The following is a 20,144-nucleotide window of genomic DNA, read 5'->3' on the forward strand; positions in this document are numbered from 1 at the left end:
AGGGCTAAATATGCGTGTTGAAGTCAGTATTGATAAAAAAAATCAGTTACCCGCAGGTGCTATCGAAGCACTCACCAATGAATTGAGTAAACGACTGAATACTAAATTCCCGGATACCACTACCGCAGTACAAGTGCGTTACGCCGGGGCCAATAATCTTTCTGTTTTAGGCGGTGCCAAAACTGATAAAGATCTCATCTCTGAAATATTACAAGAAATATGGGAAAGCGCGGACGACTGGTTCGATGCGGAATAAATCACAATAAAAAATATGTTATATATCCTAAATAATTCAAGTTGCGGGAAGGCGGCAAGTGAGAAAATCCCGATGAGCTTACTGTGTCGTAAGTGATTCGGGTTATTGAGCGTAGCCAACGCACATGCAGCTTGAAGTATGACGGGTATAGGTAAATGCTGTTTTGCCGGGGAATCGCTCCTCGGCTTTTTTCATTTTAATCTTCGCTTAATTAATCATCAGAAAATAAATAATTTGTAAAGATCTGTTGATAATCTCCACATTCACCAGCGCTTGCGTATACTAAAAAAGTTCACTGAGTATTGAGTCGCATTGATCCTCGTTAGTCACTCCAGTTAGTAACTACTATATAAGGGGTCTTTATGGACAGAAATGATGAAGTTATCCAGACTCACCCGCTCGTAGGTTGGGATATCAGCACTGTAGATGCATATGACGCGATGATGATACGTCTTCATTACCTGTCTTCCATGGATCAACCGCCTGAAGATGCGCTGGTTGATAGAACGCTCTGGCTGACGACTGATGTTGCACGCCAATTAATAAATATCTTAGAAGCAGGCATTGCTAAAATTGAGTCATCAGAATACCAAGATCTTGACCGTCGTAAGCATTAATTATCACCTACAATTAATTTCTCAACGCTCATAAAAAGGCATTAGTGAATATCACTTGATGCCTTTTTATTAACCGTTCCCACCATCATATCGCTAACATCCCTTTTGCTATCCCTGACCCCGTGCTATTACTATCGTTTTAATTTTTATCGCGACTTGCCGCCTTTCATTTAAATAATTCTGTTTATTATCAGGATAAAACTGCATTACAAATCGAACAGTGTTAAATAAGGCTAGCGATGATATTCACCAAGGTGAAAAATATGGATTATGATTTGATTGTCATTGGTAGTGGCTCCGTCGGTTCCGCCGCAGGTTACTACGCCTCACAAGCCGGTTTAAAAGTGCTGATGATTGACAGTGCAATGCCTCCTCACCAGTCAGGTAGCCACCACGGCGATACCAGAATCATTCGCCACGCATACGGTGAAGGCGAGAAATATGTTCCATTAGTATTACGCGCACAAGCACTGTGGGATCAACTCTCCGCTCAGACAGGTGAAAAATTATTTCAGGCCAGTGGTGTACTCAATTTGGGGCCTGATGATTCGACTTTCCTGAAAAATACACAACTCAGCGCGCAACAATATAATTTACCGGTCGACATTTTAAATGCAGCGCAGGTTCGTGAGAAATGGCCGGTATTTACTGTGCCGGATAATTATATTGGTGTATTCGAACCACAGTCAGGTTATCTGCGCTCAGAACTGGCCATAAAAACACTGATCAAAGCCGTCACTGAGGCTGGTTGCGGCATTTTATTTAACTGCCCGGTTACCGCGATTGAACCCTTGGATAATGGGGTTGATGTCGTGACCATTGATGGTACCTACAGCGCCAGGAAAGTGGTGGTCACCGCCGGAACCTGGGTGAAAGAGTTACTACCGCAATTACCCATAACAGCCATACGCAAAGTCTTCTCCTGGCACCATGCCGATGGTCGCTACAGTGAAGGGAATCATTTCCCGGCATTTACAGTAGAAACTCCGGATAACATTCATTACTACGGTTTTCCCTCACAAAATGATGAACTGAAATTGGGTAAGCATAATGGTGGTCAACCGATAGAATCAGCCGCACAACGTAAGCCATTTGGTGCTTATGCTGAAGATGGTACCGAAGTATTTGGCTTTTTGCGTCATTTCTTACCTGGAGTGGGTGTTTGCCTACATGGCGCAGCATGCAGTTATGATATGAGTCCCGATGAAGATTTCATCATCGACACCTTGCCGGATAACCCCCATATTATGGTGGTGACTGGCTTAAGCGGTCATGGATTTAAGTTTGCCACCGCACTGGGTGAAGTCGCCGCACTCTTTGCGCAAGATAAAACGTCACCTATTGATATTTCTGCCTTTTCACTGGCGCGATTCACTCATTCTTAGGCCACGAATGACAATTTTCTGATTAAATTGTTGCCAATACTCATTTACTTTTAAGATGAGTTATTGGCAATTTATTTGCATTTCTTATATTTCAATCTCAGGACAAAACACTCTTAATTTTATTATTAGCAGGAGGCTTATTCGTTAAATCCGTCAACAAGCATCGCAAATCCCGAATTGACGCCTTGGTCGTCAGAGGATTACCTTATCCTTGTATGCAGCCAGGTATGGTTGCAGTTAGACAAGGATGTATGTCATATGAAAATATTAATTATTGATGAATGTTTTTATACCCGTTCAGGGGTAAATACTTATTTAAATAACTCAACATCGCTTAATTTAAGAGATGTGCCTACGGTTGAACAAGCAACATCAACTATCCAGGATTTTAATCCTGAGATAATAATTGTTAATCTTACCCAATATTGTCGTTTTGGTGGTCATTGTCCGTTATTAGAACATTTTCTACGTTGTAGTGACCAGGCAAAAGTGTATATTTATCTGGATGCAGCCTATCCATTTAGTGAAACACCAATCCCCCTGACTGGCTCTGTTTCTATTCTGGCTAAAAAGCATTTGCCTGAACTGCTTCAAAGCTTATCCCGTATTTCACACGATTCAGGCAAGTCACATCTGTCATGCCCTGCATCACTGTTCAGCCCACAAGAACATAAAGTCATGTGCTACTGGATGACAGAAATGCCCAACTACCGTATCGCTAAAAAATTGAATATCAGCGATAGCACAGTTTACTCACATAAACGCCATATTACTGAGAAAATAAAAGTCAGGAATCGCTTAGAGTTGTGCTTTATTTACAACGTATTCAAATATCTCTACTAGAAATTAGTCTATATTTAGAAAAACATCTCCAAGTAGTGCTCAATACAGAGCCGAGCCAATATTTATATAAGTTTAAGTCACGAGTAATGTAGCCGGAACAATATAATGCGAAATAGCTTGCTGTTAGCAAGTATCGGTTACATTCCACTTAAATTATTTTATATAACCCACGCTCCAACGTTCATCTTTTACACACATATCTGTAGATAAATCATTTTTTTTATTATTCTTAACACACTAATTTAACTTCCAGATTATTGTTTATCCAATTAAAAACACCTATAATGTGCGATGATCTTAGCCGCAGCCAGTCAGCATGTTAAATAAATTGCTTTCAATAGTTATCAATAATGTACGGGAGCATCTAATACTCTATATCTGTTTGTGGCTCACATTGTTGGCACTGGATATTTATTTCTTTTTCTATTAGTTTACTGCCCGAATCATTCCCCTGATATTGAGTAAAGCCAGCAGGTATAGAAATCACCTGCTGGCCTCAGATTTTCAAATCAAGATATTGGCTTCTCCGCCTCAGTTTTGGCAGGCTTACCATCGCTCAGTAACACTGCAAACTTATAACCAGCAGGCGTTAATTCTAGTGCGATTTTGGCAATAATGGTTAAAGGTACTGAGAGCAACATACCTATTGGCCCCAATAGCCATCCCCAGAAAATTAATGATAAGAATACCACCAGCGTTGATAACCCCAAGCCGCGCCCCATCATGCGCGGGTCAATAATATTACCGCCAATCAGGTTGATGAGGATATAACCACCAGTTACGGCAAATGCGTCAGCAAAACCGTTAAATAGCAAAGCCTGAATAATAGGTGGGATGGCGGCTAATACTGACCCGATATTAGGAATGTAATTGAGAACAAAAGCTAATAACCCCCATAAGAATGCAAATCTGACCCCCATCGCGGCCAAAAATAGCCAAATAACGATCCCCGTCGCGATACTAATAATGGTCTTAATCACCAGATAATGTGTCACACCATTCAGTGCGCGTCGTAAAATGGCGTTTCCTTGCTCAGGGTTATCAAACATCAATTGCATTTTATAAGGCAAGCGCTCGACTTCAAACAACATGAAGACGACTGTCATTAATAGCAAGAAGGTGCTGGCCATTGCTCCAGAAAGGTGGCTAAGCAGACGAGTAATAAAGTTCATCGCCATGCTGGGATCGACATGCTTCATGATGTCATCCACCGAGAATTCGATATTAAAGCGCATAGCAAATTCTTGCAGATCGCGCATTTTTTCCAGCATCATCCCGCGATATTGCGGTAATGAACGGGCAAATTCATTTAATGAAGAACCTAAGCGGCTAAACAGTAATGCCATCAGCAAAACAATAATAGTTACCAGTAAAACGATAGCCAGTGTGCGGGGGATCTTTATTTTTTCGAGTAATTTCACCAACGGGTTTAAAACAATGGCGAGAAATATTGCCAGTAAAAAGGGAACCACAATAGGCGATGCCGCCTTGATCCCAGCCATAATCACGACCAACATTGCCAGCATCGCAACTAAGCGCAACCCTTGGCCACTTACCACAGGTTTTGTCATTATCAATCCTTGTATTGGAACCGCCACGGCTCAAAATGGCAAAAAAAAGACGTTATCGGATAAAATAACCGACAACGCCTTATTTTAATAGCACCGGATATTACTTATCCGCGCTCTTTTCTGGCATAGGAATATGCATGGTTGTTTGCAGTAATCCTTTAGACTTATTAAATATCTTAATGCCGTTTTCACGTCCTGCCCGGCGAGCGCGTTGCTCTTCTTGAGGTAGCTTCAGTTCTTCCTGACAAATCGGGCTACAGCAACCTTCAAATTTTGCAGCACAAGCGGGGCACTGAATAAATAGCAAGTGGCAGCCATCATTCTTACAGTTAGTATGTGTGTCGCTTGGTGTGCCACACTGATGGCAATGCGCGATAACATCATCAGAGATCCGCTCCCCCATCCGCTCATCAAAAACAAAGTTTTTACCTATAAATTTAAGTGGCAAACCTTGTTCTTTTGCTTTGCGGGCATATTCGATAATCCCGCCTTCGACGTGATAGACGTTTTTAAAACCATTATGCAACATATAGGCGCTGGCTTTCTCACAGCGAATCCCACCGGTGCAATACATAACAATATTCTTCTCTTTGTCATGTTGTAGCATATCAACTGCCATCGGTAGTTGTTCGCGGAAAGTATCCGAAGGAACTTCTATCGCATTTTCGAAATGGCCTACTTCATATTCATAATGATTACGCATATCGACGAACAAGGTATCGGGGTCATCAATCATCTGATTAACCTGATCGGCCTTCAGATAATGCCCGACGTTACTGGGATCGAAACTATCATCATCGATGCCGTCAGCCACAATGCGCTCGCGCACTTTCATACGCAGCACCCAAAATGACTTGCCGTCATCTTCATGCGCGACATTCAGCCGTACCTGGTCCAGCGCAGGATGGGCGGCAAACAGCACCACTTTAAATTCATCATAACGATTAGCTGGCACACTAATTTGGGCGTTGATGCCCTCTTTAGCCACATAAACCCGGCCAAAAACCCCGAGTTTAACAAATTGACTATAAAGGTTATCGCGGAAGGCTTTCGCATCTTCCAATATGAAGTATTTATAAAAAGAAACTGTGGTGCGCGGTTCGGTTTCAGCCAACATGCGCGCTTTAAGTTCCTCATTAGAAATTCGGTTATGTAACACTGGCATGGTGTACTTTCCTGTCTTTCAGAGAGGTTACTGATAAATATTTAATTACTGCTCAATGGGTTACGTAAGTCATTCGACTGCTAACCACGGTAAATCATCGCGCAATAGAACTGATATTTTGGCACCGGTCACCCCGTGCGGCGCATATAATACCTGAAACACCGACAGGGCACATCTCTAGCGGCAATCTCGATCGGTAAAAGCAGAGAGAACGACGCCGGTGAGTAAAGCAACTCCAGCGGTAATCAGTAACGTTTTGCTCTGCCAATCGGCACCGAAATAACCCAATATGCCCCCGACGACCAATAATCCCGCACTGAGTTTTGCAGCTGTCATCGACGGCTCTCCGATAAGAATGAATAACACCACGTAAGTGACTAACCAATAGATAAATCGGCGCTATCATAACGCAAAAATAATAAATCCCTCTGCAAGTGAAAGGGATTTATGTATCCATTGGTTAAAATTGTCGTGTATTAGCTTATTCGTTGCAATTTAGCCGGTAGCCCCTGCCGGACTGCCGCGCCACTCACCCAATCCAGCCAGGTATTGGGAATCTCTCTGGTGGGGTCAGTGAAGCCCAAATCATTCAAGTTACTGCCCTGACCGATTCGGGGGTCTGACGCCATCACAACGCCATCCAGTGTGTGAGCTCTGCTACCCATTTCGCGATGACCATAACCATGTTCAATGGCAACAACACCAGGCATAACGCCATCCAATAGACTGACTTGCACCTCCATCTGCCCTCCGGGGGTCATTAACCGCACAATATCACCATGTTGAATACCATTGCGCTGCGCATCTTGCGGGTTGATCGCCACCAGATTGGTGGATTTGACCGCACGTAGGCGCTCAATCATCGCCGTTGAGCTGCTCATCAGATGAGACTTAAATGACATCAAGCGTAATGGCCAGTCGCTTACAGGATAATGCTGGAACACATCCGAGCCGTCCGCCAAGCGCGGCGGATACCAGGTCGGGCAGCCGCTGTAGCGCTCACCGGTAATAGCATGGTGATGTTTCGCCACATTTTCATTCCAGATTTGCAGTGGTTTTTTCCATTGTGGCCCAGTGGCGTCACCGTTCCAGCTTTTTTCATATGGCGCAAACCGCCCACCACGCGCCAGCAAATAAGCCACACGCCGCTGCTCGTCTGGGTACAAACTGCGCTGAAGTGCAGGCCATAAACGATCGACACCCGTTAGACGCAATTCGTCATCAACGGCCGCTGGCAGCGGCTTTTCGCCACCATAGGCAATATTGGCTGCCGCGCGTAAGTAATAATCTTCCGCGCGGTCCAGCGACAAGCTATTCCCCTCGCTATCCTGCATGGCATTAGCCCCAAATCCCGGTAACTTCATCGCCTTGGCAACAGCAATCAAGAAACTCTCCATTGCCACCGGTTCACCTTGTGCGGTGCGGGCCGTGCGTGGCTCCACCACTGGCCAACGAGCGGTGCTGGCCTTCACTAGCACACCGGCCCACGGCGCACTGAACCCCCAACTCTCAAAATTATGCGTGTCCGGCACGATATAATCTGCCAAGGCGGTGGTTTCATTCATAAAAGCATCGATAGCGATGAATAAAGGTAACTGACGGGGGTCTTGCAACCGCTCTTCAATGAGATTGCGTAGGCCCGCCACCCCATATAGCGGGTTGGTCATATGGCTTATCCAGGCTTTCAGCGGATAGGGGTAACCCGCCAGCGCTGGGGCTAATTGTTCGGTTAACTGCCCGCCAACAAACGGATACCACGGGCCACGGGCCGGATAACCTGATTGCCCTTGTTGGATTTTCTGCTGATATTCTTCTGACTTTTCATAAGGCTGTTTACTGCGCGATAGCGGTAGCCCCTTTGGCTTAACCATGCCGACAAAGGTGGCTAACTGGTAACGTGGCCCATCGGCAAAACCATCAAACTTGCCACCGCCGACTGACACGCCGCCTTTAAGGTTGAGATTACCAATCATGGCATTCAACATCATGACTGCCCAGGTGGTGTAAAACCCGTTGCCCCCCATCATGCCGCCATGTGAAATCACCGCAGCCTGGCGCTGATAGGCAGTGAACTCGCGGGCTAAACCAATAATTGTCGCTTCCGGCACGCCGCATTGCTGGCTGTATTCGGCCAGCGTAAAGCGCGCGGCAGCTTGTTGCAGGCATGTCATGCCCGATTGCACTTGCACGTTTTGACCATCATGCAAGGTGAGGTCTTGGGTGACGAACAATTCGGCCTGTAACATCTGAGCGGCGGGTTGTAACGCTCCATCGATGGCTTGCGCTAATACCGGGCTTTCTTCTCCCTCAGCGACTGTTTCGCCACTCAACATATTGGCGCGTAAAAACTGCCCCGCCAGCGGATGGGTTTCTGTGGTGATAACCAAATGGCTGGCATTAGTCCAACTGCGCTCCCCAGCGGCTTGCATCGCCATTTCACCAGGAATGGCAAGATAAGCGTGGTTAAACCGATGCTGTTCAATAATCCAGCGGATGATTCCCATCGCTAGTGCGGCGTCGGTTCCCGGCAATACCGGAACCCAGCGGTTATGCTGATTGGCCAGTGTGGTGGTCAGCGGCAAAGCAGGAGCGACCACCACATAATTGAAATCATCCCGTTGGCGGGCATTGGCTAACTGTCGCCCCTGACGTTTAAACGGGTTACCCGATTGCGCCGGTGAGGTTCCCAAAAACAGGGCGAAACGGACGTTGTCCCAATCAGGCTTAACATGGGCATTTTTGTCCAAATCCCCCATCAACGCACCAGAACCGGCGCGGTAGGCCAGCCCACAATAAGCACCGTGGCTACCCAAGTTTTTGGTGCCAAATGCCTGATTAGCAAAGCGCTGAATAAAAGCATCTCGCCCATCATCACCGGCATTGGTTACCAGCAATTGGTTAGCTTTCGGGCCTAAAGAGGGCTGTTTAGCATCAATTGGGGTATCCAAATCACGGATAGCGCGCAGCCCCTCAACCGGCCCCTCGCCAAATAAATCGCCGCCCTCGGTCACCTCGGCGATTAATTGTTCAAAACTGATACGCTGCCATTTACCACTCCCGCGCGGCCCCACTCGCTTCATCGGTTCCGTGATGCGGTAAGGGCTATCGACGCCTTCCAACAGGGTCGCCCCGCGGGCACAAGCGGTCGAGCGCCCAGTCATGCCCTGCTCACCGCCAAGACGTTGCAGCGCTTCGCCTACCGGTAATTGATAGGGGAAGTGGTGGTCATGAGATAAGGGGTGGTAAGGGTTACCAGCGATGCGCAGGATCTTGTTCTGCTGAGTATCGACCCGCACCCGCAAGCCGCACAGAGTCCAACAGCCAAAGCATTGTGTCATGGAAACAGCCTGCTGGGGATTGGCCTGCCACTGTGGCCCGACTCTTCCTTCTGTTGGCAAAGCATTACCACTGATGGGATCAAGTGTCAGTTTGCCCGCACTGCCATCCACCAATCCAGCCAGTGTTTTGCGCGCGACCGCATGGTAGCTGGCACCAAACGCCACTACGCCACCCAAGGCTAAGCTGCCCTTTAACCATTGACGCCGTGTAGACTTAGCCATGATGTATTTCCCCTTCCACTCGGTTTGCACTTGTTACTTTTTGTTCAAGCCATTTGACACCTTCGCGGATAGCAATGATTGCTGCGACCCATAATCCGAAAGTACCAATAATTGCCAGCAATCCTTCGCTACCCAGCGGCAAGGTGTAAGGATTAGCTAACACATTGTATTTAGGCAAGGTTTGCGTTTGCATCAGTAACAACCAGCGCACTGACCAGCACAGTGTCAGTGCGATCAATGCCTGAGTTGCTATCACGGGAGTGGATAATGTTTTTCTGCCATTGAATAGAGCCAATCCGAATAACAGCAACCACAGCGCTAGCGGAAATAGCGCGATGAATGGCGACTGGACAGCCCAATGGCGCAGGGCTGGGGCGGAAAGGTTATCGCCGCTGGCCCACAACTTATCACTATAGACCCACAACAAGGTAACCCATGCCAGCACCACTAAACTGATCAGTTGCCAGCGCGCCAGCGGGCGTTGATATTGCGGTTCACGCCATAGCCATAGCGCCAACAAAGAGGGAATGGCCTGACAGGCAGTCAGGAAAATAAACAGCGGTAACCACAAGCTAAACCACAGCGGTTGGGCGCGTAATATCGATACCTCTCGCCCGGTGTAAAGCAAAATACTGATAGCGGAAAGCCCACAAAGCAGTGCCAATCCGGCCAGCAACCGTGGCAAGGGTTTGGCCTTTAACCGACTATAAATCAGCGCCAGAAAATAGCCCATCACCAACAGGCTAAACAGCGGCAAGAAGATGGAGCCCCATGACATCCACGACCATGGGGTGAAATGCGCATAAAAATGCCAAACACGGGCCGGTTGATGAAGATCCGCATTTAGCGCCAGAGGGGCAACCACGACGGCGGTCACCGCCAGCATCAGTGCGGTGAACTCCCATTGACTTTGCTGCGCGGACAACTTCCCTTGACGGGCGCAGATGCGCTGCCCACCCGCAAACAGCACTGCGCTGCACGCCAGTCCGATAAAGAAGAAATATTGCACGGCCCAGGGTAGCCAGGCGATATCCTGCGGGCGAGCCAGAATTTCACGAATCATCGTTTCATGGATCATGCATGAACCTCCTGCCAGAGCGCTGGTTGACCTTGTAATGACTGGGTAAACACCTCGTTTAATCCGAGGTAAAACACCTGTGGATGGGTACCTTGCTCCGGCTTCAATACTTTGATGTCAGCGGCATGCTCCAATAGCATTTTGCGCAATGTGCTGTTGCCATCACGCAAGTCACCAATAATCCGCGCCCCACCAACACAGGACTCCACGCAGGCTGGCAATAATCCGGCATCAAGGCGGTGAACACAGAAAGTACATTTATCTGCCGTTTGAGTGCTGTGATTGATAAACCGCGCTTCATAAGGGCAAGCCTGCACACAATAGGCGCAACCTACGCAGCGGGTATTATCAATCACCACAATGCCGTCTTGCCGCTGATAAGTGGCTTGTACCGGGCAGACCGGCACACAAGGCGGGTTATCACAGTGATTACACAAGCGAGGCAGTAATACGTTAGTGACGCTTTCTGCACCCGATAGCGCAATCTGATACTGATTAACAGTGGTGCGGAACTGGCCTTGCGGCAGTTGGTTTTCAATGGCGCAACTGACGGTGCATGCCTGGCAACCAATGCAGCGGCGTAAATCAATCAACATGGCATAGCGTCGTTTGATATCACCTTGTTTGCGTACTGGCTCCATCTGCCAGCCCGCATCAGCTAATGGCACCAGTGCAGCTCCGGCGGTTAACCCCCCCAGGCGCTGTAGAAATGCTCTCTTCCCTTGATCCATATTTTCTCACCCTCTTCTTGATACCGGGATTGTAGAAATCGACGAGCAGAAGCCCTATTGTGGTTTTCCACATTCCCTTTAAGGACTTGATCCAGGACAATTGCACCCTGCGACGGGGATCATAAAAAAGGAACATTCATGTATTTCAGAGTGCTGGCGATAATGCTGTTTGGCTGTATTTCTGCCGCCCACGCCCGTGATTGGACGATTGGCGTGCTGGCACTGCGCGGCGATGCTCAGGCACAAACACATTGGCAACCGTTGGTCGATAATTTGAATCAGCAACTGCCGGAGCAGCATTTTCAGTTATTGCCGCTGGACTTACATGCGATGAAAAACGCCGTGGCGCAGAATCGAATTGATTTTTTGCTCACCAATCCGGCGCAATATGTGCAAATTGATAGCCACTTTCCGCTGCGCTGGTTAGTGTCTTTGCGCTCAAGTCATGAGCCAGATGGCACCAGCCGCAATGTGATTGGCAGTGTCATTTTGGTGCGGGCTGACAGTGATGTCCGCTCACCACTGGGGCTGACAGGCAAACGTGTCGGCGCGGTGTCACCTGAGGCTTTTGGCGGTTACTTATTGGGATACAAAGCATTACGCGATGCAGGATTACAACCTGAACAGGATTTCAAGCTGCATTTTTCTGGCTTTCCGGTAGATGCCCTAATTTATCTACTGCGTGATCGCGCCATTTCTGCAGCTATTGTCCCCACTTGCTTGCTGGAAGATATGCAAGCTGAAGGGTTGGTGCATGCCCGCGATTTTCGGCCATTACTGGCAAAACAAGCCACTATCCCCTGCCTGACCAGCACCGAATTGTACCCAAACTGGTCATTTGCCGCACTGTCACATGTGCCAGATCAGTTAGCCGATAATGTAACGCGAATTTTGCTCAACCCCGCTGACAGCAAGGCACCGCAGTGGGGAGCCCCCTCCTCGACCAGTCAGGTTGAAACCCTGTTGCGCTCGGTCAATCAGCACCCACAACAGCCCTATTTTTGGCAACAAATTCTTGATTGGGCGCAGCAGCACCGGCTGTTGATTGCCGCCATTGTGCTGATTCTGCTGCTGCTCGGTGCTAATCATATTTGGGTCGCTTTTCTGGTGCGCCGCCGCAGTCGCCAGCTTGAACAACTGCACCAGCAACTCAGAATCAAGGAGGGCGCATTAGAACAGGCCCAACGCCTAAGTATTCTGGGCGAAATGGCCTCGGGCTTTGCTCATGAACTGAACCAACCGCTTTCTGCTATTCAACATTATACCGACGGCTGCGCTATTCGCCTGCAACGAGAGCAAGCGGATCATCCGTTATTACCCATTCTCGGGCAGATCAGTCAGCAGGCTCAACGCGGGGCCGATACCATTGCTAACTTGCGCTTGTGGGCAGGGAAATCCCCCACATCTGACAGGGCGACCGTCAGCCAGCCGCTGCCAGAACTGCTGTTGCATCTGTGGCAATTATTGGGGGCGGAGCAACATCAACCGCCTTGCCAGCTACATACCGATATTGACCGACAGATTGCGCTACATTTAGCGCCAACGTTACTGGATCAGGTGTTATGCAACCTGATAACCAATAGTTTGCAAGCGGGTGCGCGTCAGTTATGGTTTAGTGCTCATCAGCAAGCCAACGCGGTGACACTGACATTGCAAGATGACGCCGGAGGATTGACCTCAGAGCAACTCAGCCAGCCTTTTGCCCCTTTCCGCTCCAGCAAAAGTGAGGGCCTCGGCCTTGGGCTGGTGATTTGCCAGCGGCTAATAAACAGCCAGGGCGGAAATCTGACATTACGTAATCAGGTTGCCACCAATGGCCATATAGGGCTGCATGTCATCGTGACGTTGCCACTTAACCCAAGCAAGGAGCTTAGTTTTGTCACTGATTCACCTGGTTGATGACGATATTGCCGTCACTGATGCCTGCCGTTTTCTACTGGAAAGCCTCGGCTACAAAGTGAAAGTGTGGCATGAGGGCGACTGTTTTCTGGCACAAGCTGATGTATATCAGCCCGGCGTAGTATTGCTCGATATCCGCATGCCATTGCTTGATGGCACTGCGGTTTATGCCCGGATGCGCCAGTTAAACAGTACGCTGGCGGTGATATTTCTCACCGCGCACGGCGAAGTGCCACAAGCGGTTGAACAAATGAAATTAGGGGCCGTCGATTTCCTGCAAAAACCGGTCGCGACAGCACCGTTAATCGCGGCATTACAACAAGGTTTGGTTCAATCGGAACAGCTTGTCACCCGCCGACAGGTAGAACTGCGTTATGCCTCACTGACCCCACGAGAGCAGATGATTGCCCAATGGGTAATGCAAGGTTTGATTAATCGCGATATCGCGGATAGAGCCTGTGTCTCCGTTCGCACCGTCGAAGTCCATCGCGCCAAAGTGATGGAAAAAATGGCCGTCAATAGCCTGGCCGAATTAGTCAGCTTATTAAATCCGATAAAATAGCCAAATCGACCTTGGTCACATAACAATCAAACAAGTGCTTTATCTGATGAAAACTTCAACAAAAAGGCATAAAAATGATTTTTTGGTGCGGTCTTTTTTCCGGTAAGCCCCTAAAAATGCCACGATAGTCTACCTTAAAACGACAGATAAGCAGGTTGGTACAGGGCCTATTGAGGTTCTTTTATGAACTCTAGCGCACCATCAATAGCAAATAGTTAACTGTCCGAACGAATAACAAGGACGATGAAAACAGATATGCAAGCTCCTTCTTTTAATCGCTCACTACTGCACCCTCGTTATTGGCTGACCTGGCTCGGTCTCGGTATTCTCTACCTGCTGGTGCTACTCCCCTACCCAGTGATTTATATCTTGGGCACCTCCCTTGGCCGCTTTTCCATGCGATTTCTTAAACGACGCAAGCGCATTACGCAGCGCAATCTGGAACTGTGTTTCCCGGATATGCCCAAAAGTGAACGAGATGAACTGCTGCTAAAGAATTTTGAATCCGTCGGTATGGGGTTATTTGAAACCGGGATGGCGTGGTTTTGGCCTAATTGGCGCATTGAACGTTGGTGCAGTGTTAGCGGGCTGGAACATATCCAAAAAGCGCGCGATGAAGGTAAAGGGGTGTTGTTAATAGGTTTGCATTTTCTGACGCTGGAACTGGGTGCGCGTATTCTTGGTATTTACAATCCAGGGATTGGTGTCTATCGGCCACATGATAATAAAGCTATGGATTGGATGCAGACTTGGGGCCGGATGCGCTCCAACAAAGCCATGCTGGATCGCAAAGATCTCAAAGGGATGATCCGCAGCCTTAAACAGGGTGAGATTATCTGGTATGCACCAGACCATGATTACGGCCCAGGCAGCAGTGTGTTTGTGCCGCTGTTTGCCGTTGATCAAGCCGCCACCACCACCGGCACTTATCTGCTGGTGCGCATGGGTAAACCGGCCATTATTCCTTTCACCCCGCGCCGACTGCCGGATGGGAAAGGCTATCAGCTGCTTTTACAGCCAGCGGTAGATAACTTCCCACTGGATAATGAAGTCGAAGCAGCGGCATTTATGAATAAAGTGGTCGAGAAAGAGATTGAGCGCGCGACGGATCAATACATGTGGCTCCACCGGCGTTTTAAAACCCGGCCAGAGGGCGTACCTTCGCTATATGAGTAACTAGCTTAGATCAAAATAATATAACCAATGATAATGAGAATTAGTTTACATCAGTTTTTTTGATACAATCTGTCAGTATTATCCAATAGAAATATAGTACTAGTCCGACGATACTGAATTAATTTCTCTGGGTTATTTTCTGGTTATACCCTAAATAATTCGAGTTGCAGAAAGGCGGCGACTGAGTAAATCCCCAAGAGCTGACATAAGTCAGTGACTGGGGTGACAAATCTGCCGAGAGCAGATTTGAACGCTGTGTGCAGCGGCCTCGCAGAGGCGAGGCCCATGGACGGGCCGAGTAACGAAGACAGCCAACACACCTGCTGCTTGAAGTATGACGGGAATATTTTTCTTGATAAGGATATATATGCTGGCAACTCTCAATCTCTGGTTCACACGGCTTACGGATCACCCGAACGGCGGCAAACTGTTATTACGCCTAACGTTCGGTGTTTTAATGTTATTTCATGGTGTGGCAAAAATTCAGCACGGCACCAGTTGGATAGCCACGTCTTTACAGGAACAGGGCATTCCCGGTTTTGTCGCTTATGGTGTTTACATTGGCGAGATTGTGACCCCGATTCTGATTATTCTTGGCCTGTTTACCCGCCCTGCCGCATTTGTTTATGCGGTTAACCTGCTGGTTGCAGTATTGATGGTTGGTACCGGTAAGTTTTTCACCTTGACCCAAGTGGGTGCATGGGGTTTGGAAAACGAAGCGATGTATTTCCTCGGCGGCGTTGCTATCATGTTGCTGGGTAGCGGTCGTTATTCCGTCACCAAAAATGAAGCTTATCGCTGATAATAAACATCACTCTGCTGATGTGATAAAAAAGCTGCTGCGCCGCTGGTGCTGTGGCTTTTTACTCTATTATTACCAAATGGAATAAGCATATCCCCGCATTTCAAACCCACTTTCCATTTTAATAAAAACTAACATTCATCTCATTGATGTGCATGCTCTATAAGCGCATACTTATCAAGCTAACTGTTTTATTCTTGTGCTTTGTTGCCACTTCAAACGCCCCAATCGACGAATAAAGAGACGCAAAGTGATCAGCTCGTTGAGAAGCAATCCCTTGCTTAATCGGTAATTTATGACTTCGGCACCACAATCTGTTAACTGGAAAAGAAACTTGTTTGTCACCTGGTTAGGTTGTTTTTTAACCGGTGCGGCATTTAGTTTGATCATGCCATTCTTGCCACTGTATGTGGAGGAGTTAGGGGTGAGCGGCCACCAGTCGTTAAACATGTGGTCGGGTCTGGTGTTCAGTATTACATTCCTGTTTTCAGCCATTGCCGCCCCTTTCTGGGGTAGCCTTGCCGACCGTAAAGGCCGGAAGATTATGCTACTGCGATCAGCGCTCGGCATGGGGATTGTGATGGTGCTGATGGGGATGGCGCAAAACATTTGGCAGTTTTTGGCTCTACGCGCCCTGTTGGGGTTGTTGGGCGGATTTATTCCTAATGCCAATGCACTAATTGCCACCCAAGTACCACGCAATAAAAGTGGCTGGGCACTGGGTACGCTCTCAACTGGCGGAGTCAGCGGCGCATTAATCGGGCCACTGATTGGTGGGTTGCTGGCAGATAATTATGGATTACGGCCGGTGTTCTTTATTACCGCCGCGGTGTTATTCGCCTGCTTTGTCATGACCTGGTTTTATGTCAGGGAGCAGTTTGCTCCGGTGTTGAAAAAAGACATGCTCAATGGGCGACAGGTATTTAACTCATTGAAAAACCCTAAGTTAATCCTTAGTCTGTTTGTCACCACCATGATCATTCAGATTGCGACCGGTTCGATCGCGCCCATCTTGACACTGTATGTGCGCGAACTGGCCGGAGACATTCATAATCTGGCTTTTGTCAGCGGCATGATAGCCTCGGTGCCCGGTGTTGCTGCGCTAATCAGTGCCCCTCGATTGGGCAAACTGGGAGATAAAATTGGCCCAGAGCGCATTTTGATCGCCATGCTGGCATTATCTGTGCTGATTCTTATCCCGATGGCCTTTGTTCAAACCCCGCTACAACTGGGTATTTTGCGCTTTTTATTAGGCGCAACAGATGGTGCATTATTACCTGCGGTGCAAACTTTGCTGATTTATAACTGTACCAATCAGGTCGCGGGGCGAATTTTCAGTTATAACCAATCATTCCGTGATGTGGGTAATGTCAGTGGCCCATTACTCGGTGCGGCGGTGTCTGCCAGCTATGGTTTCCGGGCGGTATTCTGTGTCACAGCGGTAGTCGTGCTGTTTAATGCCCTTTACTCTTACTGGTGTTTGCAACGCCAACCTTTGAAAGCGCAGCAACGCGCGATCCAACAGCGGCAAGATAGTTAACACCCTCCACCTATTTTTCTTGATAAATAGCGCCTATTGTTGTGCGTTTTTCAGCATGAAAGCCCGAACAACACCCATAATAACAGCGGAAACAGCCATCAAATTCGGTTTAAACTGATTGATAATTGTAATGCATATCGACTTTTCATCTAAAAATACGATATAACCCCCGGTGGAAATAAAAAAATGACGTTATTATTGCGTTAAATTCTACTGTAACGCGTGTTAACTCCGACCATTGGCCAGTGCGCCAAAGAGATAACTCTCGATGATAATTACGCCCTAAATAATTCGAGTTGTAGGACGGCGGTAACTGAGTAAATCCTGATGAGCTTACATAAATAAGTGACTGGGGTGCGCGAAGGCAGCCAATGCAGCTTGAAGTATGACGGGCTTATTCGCTCATATTAAGGCGATTCTATGGGAAGACTTTATGCAAACCTCTACTAACACCCCTGGCGGTCGTACGTTCTTTGGGCATCCTTATCCGCTCAGTGGGCTATTTCTTTCCGAGATGTGGGAGCGTTTCTCGTTCTACGGCATCCGTCCTCTCTTAATTCTTTTTATGGCTGCCACCGTTTTTGATGGTGGTATGGGCCTGCCGCGCGAACAAGCTTCAGCTATTGTCGGGATTTTTGCCGGGAGTATGTATCTGGCAGCGTTGCCCGGCGGTTGGTTAGCAGATAACTGGCTGGGCCAACAGCGCGCAGTTTGGTACGGCTCGATTCTGATTGCATTGGGACATCTGTCCATTGCCCTCTCGGCCTTCTTCGGCAATGACCTGTTCTTTATCGGTTTGGTGTTTATTGTTCTGGGTACCGGTCTATTCAAAACCTGTATCTCGGTTATGGTCGGCACCCTCTATAAACCGGGTGATGCCCGTCGCGACGGTGGTTTTTCACTGTTCTATATGGGTATCAATATGGGGTCGTTTATCGCACCGCTGCTCTCTGGCTGGTTGCTGCGTACTCACGGCTGGCATTGGGGCTTTGGTATTGGCGGGATTGGGATGCTGGTAGCATTACTTATCTTCCGTGGCTTTGCCATACCGGCCATGAAGCGCTATGACGCAGAAGTGGGTCTGGATTCAAGCTGGAATAAACCTACCAACCAGCGTCAGGGGGTGGGCAAATGGGTTACCGCCATTATGGCTGTGGTAGTAGTAATTATTGCGCTTATTTCACAGGGCGTTATCCCCATTAATCCGGTGATGATTGCCAGCTTGCTGGTGTATGTTATTGCCGCCTCCGTAACACTCTATTTTGTCTATCTGTTCGCTTTTGCCAAAATGAGCCGTAAAGATCGCGCCCGTTTATTGGTGTGTTTCATCCTGTTAGTCTCTGCGGCCTTCTTCTGGTCTGCCTTTGAACAGAAACCAACCTCATTTAACCTGTTTGCCAACGACTATACCGACCGTATGGTGATGGGTTTTGAAATCCCGACAGTCTGGTTCCAGTCAATTAATGCGCTGTTTATCATTCTGTTAGCGCCAGTATTCAGTTGGGCGTGGCCAGCACTGGCGAAGAAAAAGATTCAACCCAGCAGTATCACTAAATTCGTGATTGGTATTTTATGTGCTGCGGCAGGTTTTGCCGTGATGATGTACGCTGCGCAACATGTCCTCAGCAGCGGTGGCGCGGGTGTTTCACCACTGTGGTTGGTGATGAGTATTCTGCTGCTGACATTAGGCGAATTGTGCCTTAGCCCTATCGGGCTGGCGACTATGACCTTACTGGCTCCCGACAGAATGCGCGGTCAAGTGATGGGGCTGTGGTTCTGCGCCAGTTCACTGGGCAATCTGGCAGCGGGCTTGATTGGGGGTCATGTTAAAGCGGATCAACTTGATATGCTGCCAACCCTGTTTGCTCGTTGCTCCATTGCATTGGTTATCTGTGCAGCGGTATTGATATTGCTTATCGTGCCTATTCGCCGGTTGATGAACAACACTCAGGGCCAGCAAACCGCCTGATAACCAACACTTAATCTGTCGCATTTCTCAACCCACCTCGTGGCGGGCTCAGACTGCTGACAAAGCCTAACGACTCGATCTTGCAAGGTGAGAACAGGTAGAAGAGTAAAGCGTCCGCGCCAGAGATGGCGCGGGTCGAGCCATCAGGGAGGGGTTTACGGCGTCTTTACGATCTGCCTGTTTTCACCACTACGGGCACTTTGTCATTAACCTCAACCCACCCCAGTGACGGTTTTTTTCATTAACGATACAACCTGAACCTTACACAACCCACTCACGTTGCTGTAGCACCACTCGATAACCATCGATATCTTCAAAGGTTTTGCCATTCACATCCCAATACGGGTTATAAGACGCCACCTGACAAAAACCCGCAGTACACATTTGCTGACACTGACTGTGCCATTGCTTCTCGTCTGGCAGATAAAATACTAATAGGTTATCCGACATCGGCGCCCGCCCTACCTGAACACCACGATGATGAGTGAACTCCAAATGGTACGCGTGATGTGGGTGTCCCAAAATGACACCGTCAAATCCCTGATGCTCGGCAAAACTGCCTGGTTCAGAAAAACACAGGCCTCGGCAATACATCTCACTGATTAATTTAAGGTTATCAGTAGGCCTGGCGACGCGCATCACTGAGGTTGATGGCAAAACGGATGAGTCAAACAATTTGGCGGGTTGAGATGGCATACAGAAGTAACCTATTGTTATTCATAGGGGCCGTGATGAGCGTCAATCGGCAGCATAAAGGTATCAACAATCATTGATAATGGGACATCGATAACCGTGACATATTTCCATGGCCCTGCGCGCATATCCCATTGCACACCGGGGTAATATTGGTGTCCATGCCCCTGCCCCGGCACGATGCGGCTGATAATACTGCCGCAGCCGGATAACAACATAATCCCGGCCCCGAGGATGATAATGCGCATTAAGGGATGCCAGCGCTGGATCAAGGTAGACATGGATTCAATCGGCTCT

Annotated in this window: 19 protein-coding genes; 11 read left to right on the top strand and 8 right to left on the bottom strand. The window is 48.2% G+C overall.

Annotated elements, in window-relative coordinates:
* The first annotated feature begins 10 nt into the window (after window positions 1–10).
* The 5 genes from dinI (at window position 11) to FGL26_RS07040 (ending at window position 3,531) form a co-directional block, all read left to right on the top strand.
* The gene (dinI, locus tag FGL26_RS07020; protein ID WP_005157917.1) at window positions 11–256 is read left to right on the top strand and encodes a DNA damage-inducible protein I; all 246 of its coding nucleotides are present in this window, start codon (window positions 11–13) and stop codon (window positions 254–256) included.
* Between the two features lie 362 nt (window positions 257–618).
* Entirely contained in the window at window positions 619–873 is a 255-nt protein-coding gene (gene bssS, locus FGL26_RS07025; protein ID WP_005157914.1) for a biofilm formation regulator BssS, read from the top strand.
* A gap of 263 nt (window positions 874–1,136) precedes the next feature.
* A complete protein-coding gene (gene solA, locus FGL26_RS07030; RefSeq protein WP_005170765.1) occupies window positions 1,137–2,258 on the top strand; it encodes an N-methyl-L-tryptophan oxidase in 1,122 nt (373 codons plus the stop codon).
* A 258-nt stretch (window positions 2,259–2,516) separates the two neighbouring features.
* Window positions 2,517–3,101: a LuxR C-terminal-related transcriptional regulator gene (locus FGL26_RS07035; protein ID WP_005170768.1), complete on the top strand. Its 585-nt coding sequence runs from the start codon at window positions 2,517–2,519 to the stop codon at window positions 3,099–3,101.
* A gap of 316 nt (window positions 3,102–3,417) precedes the next feature.
* Window positions 3,418–3,531: a DUF2770 family protein gene (locus tag FGL26_RS07040; RefSeq protein ID WP_005179400.1), complete on the top strand. Its 114-nt coding sequence runs from the start codon at window positions 3,418–3,420 to the stop codon at window positions 3,529–3,531.
* Between the two features lie 79 nt (window positions 3,532–3,610).
* Here the strand turns inward: FGL26_RS07040 and FGL26_RS07045 are convergent, their stop codons facing one another.
* The 6 genes from FGL26_RS07045 to ttrB form a co-directional block, all read right to left on the bottom strand.
* Window positions 3,611–4,672, bottom strand: a complete 1,062-nt coding sequence (locus tag FGL26_RS07045) for an AI-2E family transporter (protein WP_005170771.1) — start codon at window positions 4,670–4,672, stop codon at window positions 3,611–3,613.
* A 100-nt stretch (window positions 4,673–4,772) separates the two neighbouring features.
* On the bottom strand, window positions 4,773–5,837 hold the full coding sequence (gene trhO / locus FGL26_RS07050) for an oxygen-dependent tRNA uridine(34) hydroxylase TrhO (protein ID WP_005170775.1): 1,065 nt from the start codon (window positions 5,835–5,837) through the stop codon (window positions 4,773–4,775).
* Window positions 5,838–6,014: 177 nt separating this feature from the next.
* A complete protein-coding gene (locus FGL26_RS21430; RefSeq protein ID WP_005157903.1) occupies window positions 6,015–6,173 on the bottom strand; it encodes a hypothetical protein in 159 nt (52 codons plus the stop codon).
* A 140-nt stretch (window positions 6,174–6,313) separates the two neighbouring features.
* Complete coding sequence (ttrA, locus tag FGL26_RS07055) at window positions 6,314–9,397, bottom strand: tetrathionate reductase subunit TtrA (protein ID WP_005170777.1); 3,084 nt, start codon at window positions 9,395–9,397, stop codon at window positions 6,314–6,316.
* Window positions 9,390–10,475, bottom strand: a complete 1,086-nt coding sequence (gene ttrC, locus FGL26_RS07060; protein ID WP_005170780.1) for a tetrathionate reductase subunit TtrC — start codon at window positions 10,473–10,475, stop codon at window positions 9,390–9,392. Before ttrC ends, ttrA begins: the two co-directional genes overlap by 8 nt.
* Complete coding sequence (gene ttrB, locus FGL26_RS07065) at window positions 10,472–11,206, bottom strand: tetrathionate reductase subunit TtrB (protein WP_005170783.1); 735 nt, start codon at window positions 11,204–11,206, stop codon at window positions 10,472–10,474. The genes ttrC and ttrB overlap by 4 nt, the downstream gene beginning before the upstream one ends.
* A 138-nt stretch (window positions 11,207–11,344) precedes the next feature.
* On the opposite strand from ttrB, the gene ttrS reads away from it, so the two are divergent.
* The 6 genes from ttrS to FGL26_RS07095 all read left to right on the top strand — a co-directional run bounded on the left by ttrS (window position 11,345) and on the right by FGL26_RS07095 (window position 19,154).
* On the top strand, window positions 11,345–13,105 hold the full coding sequence (gene ttrS, locus FGL26_RS07070) for a tetrathionate respiration histidine kinase TtrS (protein WP_005170787.1): 1,761 nt from the start codon (window positions 11,345–11,347) through the stop codon (window positions 13,103–13,105).
* Complete coding sequence (gene ttrR / locus FGL26_RS07075; protein WP_005170790.1) at window positions 13,083–13,667, top strand: tetrathionate respiration response regulator TtrR; 585 nt, start codon at window positions 13,083–13,085, stop codon at window positions 13,665–13,667. The genes ttrS and ttrR overlap by 23 nt, the downstream gene beginning before the upstream one ends.
* Before the next feature lie 255 nt (window positions 13,668–13,922).
* Window positions 13,923–14,843, top strand: coding sequence for a Kdo(2)-lipid IV(A) acyltransferase (locus FGL26_RS07080; RefSeq protein WP_005170792.1), 921 nt, complete (start codon window positions 13,923–13,925; stop codon window positions 14,841–14,843).
* A gap of 367 nt (window positions 14,844–15,210) precedes the next feature.
* Window positions 15,211–15,645 (top strand): DoxX family protein, encoded by a 435-nt coding sequence (locus FGL26_RS07085; protein WP_005170794.1) that lies wholly within the window; start codon window positions 15,211–15,213, stop codon window positions 15,643–15,645.
* Between the two features lie 295 nt (window positions 15,646–15,940).
* Window positions 15,941–17,185 carry a multidrug efflux MFS transporter MdtG gene (gene mdtG, locus FGL26_RS07090; protein WP_011816067.1) on the top strand — a complete coding sequence of 415 codons (1,245 nt, stop codon included), beginning with the start codon at window positions 15,941–15,943 and terminating at the stop codon, window positions 17,183–17,185.
* A 433-nt stretch (window positions 17,186–17,618) separates the two neighbouring features.
* Window positions 17,619–19,154 (top strand): peptide MFS transporter, encoded by a 1,536-nt coding sequence (locus FGL26_RS07095; protein WP_005170801.1) that lies wholly within the window; start codon window positions 17,619–17,621, stop codon window positions 19,152–19,154.
* Window positions 19,155–19,415: 261 nt separating this feature from the next.
* Here the strand turns inward: FGL26_RS07095 and FGL26_RS07100 are convergent, their stop codons facing one another.
* Window positions 19,416–19,850 (bottom strand): hypothetical protein, encoded by a 435-nt coding sequence (locus tag FGL26_RS07100; protein ID WP_005170802.1) that lies wholly within the window; start codon window positions 19,848–19,850, stop codon window positions 19,416–19,418.
* Between the two features lie 17 nt (window positions 19,851–19,867).
* Complete coding sequence (locus tag FGL26_RS07105; protein ID WP_023517650.1) at window positions 19,868–20,128, bottom strand: YceK/YidQ family lipoprotein; 261 nt, start codon at window positions 20,126–20,128, stop codon at window positions 19,868–19,870.
* Window positions 20,129–20,144 lie beyond the last annotated feature (16 nt).

This window comes from Yersinia enterocolitica subsp. enterocolitica, from assembly GCF_901472495.1.
Classification (GTDB): Bacteria; Pseudomonadota; Gammaproteobacteria; order Enterobacterales; family Enterobacteriaceae; genus Yersinia; species Yersinia enterocolitica.

What these genes read in the sequence shown, in the direction of transcription:
- FGL26_RS07100 (WP_005170802.1), bottom strand. Translation starts at nt 19,850, where the DNA reads ATGCCATCTCAACCCGCCAAATTGTTTGACTCATCCGTTTTGCCATCA.
- bssS (WP_005157914.1), top strand. Translation starts at nt 619, where the DNA reads ATGGACAGAAATGATGAAGTTATCCAGACTCACCCGCTCGTAGGTTGG.
- ttrC (WP_005170780.1), bottom strand. Translation starts at nt 10,475, where the DNA reads ATGATCCATGAAACGATGATTCGTGAAATTCTGGCTCGCCCGCAGGAT.
- dinI (WP_005157917.1), top strand. Translation starts at nt 11, where the DNA reads ATGCGTGTTGAAGTCAGTATTGATAAAAAAAATCAGTTACCCGCAGGT.
- FGL26_RS07080 (WP_005170792.1), top strand. Translation starts at nt 13,923, where the DNA reads ATGCAAGCTCCTTCTTTTAATCGCTCACTACTGCACCCTCGTTATTGG.
- FGL26_RS07035 (WP_005170768.1), top strand. Translation starts at nt 2,517, where the DNA reads ATGAAAATATTAATTATTGATGAATGTTTTTATACCCGTTCAGGGGTA.
- FGL26_RS07105 (WP_023517650.1), bottom strand. Translation starts at nt 20,128, where the DNA reads ATGTCTACCTTGATCCAGCGCTGGCATCCCTTAATGCGCATTATCATC.
- FGL26_RS07045 (WP_005170771.1), bottom strand. Translation starts at nt 4,672, where the DNA reads ATGACAAAACCTGTGGTAAGTGGCCAAGGGTTGCGCTTAGTTGCGATG.
- FGL26_RS21430 (WP_005157903.1), bottom strand. Translation starts at nt 6,173, where the DNA reads ATGACAGCTGCAAAACTCAGTGCGGGATTATTGGTCGTCGGGGGCATA.
- ttrA (WP_005170777.1), bottom strand. Translation starts at nt 9,397, where the DNA reads ATGGCTAAGTCTACACGGCGTCAATGGTTAAAGGGCAGCTTAGCCTTG.
- solA (WP_005170765.1), top strand. Translation starts at nt 1,137, where the DNA reads ATGGATTATGATTTGATTGTCATTGGTAGTGGCTCCGTCGGTTCCGCC.
- FGL26_RS07040 (WP_005179400.1), top strand. Translation starts at nt 3,418, where the DNA reads ATGTTAAATAAATTGCTTTCAATAGTTATCAATAATGTACGGGAGCAT.
- mdtG (WP_011816067.1), top strand. Translation starts at nt 15,941, where the DNA reads ATGACTTCGGCACCACAATCTGTTAACTGGAAAAGAAACTTGTTTGTC.
- FGL26_RS07085 (WP_005170794.1), top strand. Translation starts at nt 15,211, where the DNA reads ATGCTGGCAACTCTCAATCTCTGGTTCACACGGCTTACGGATCACCCG.
- FGL26_RS07095 (WP_005170801.1), top strand. Translation starts at nt 17,619, where the DNA reads ATGCAAACCTCTACTAACACCCCTGGCGGTCGTACGTTCTTTGGGCAT.
- ttrB (WP_005170783.1), bottom strand. Translation starts at nt 11,206, where the DNA reads ATGGATCAAGGGAAGAGAGCATTTCTACAGCGCCTGGGGGGGTTAACC.
- ttrS (WP_005170787.1), top strand. Translation starts at nt 11,345, where the DNA reads ATGTATTTCAGAGTGCTGGCGATAATGCTGTTTGGCTGTATTTCTGCC.
- trhO (WP_005170775.1), bottom strand. Translation starts at nt 5,837, where the DNA reads ATGCCAGTGTTACATAACCGAATTTCTAATGAGGAACTTAAAGCGCGC.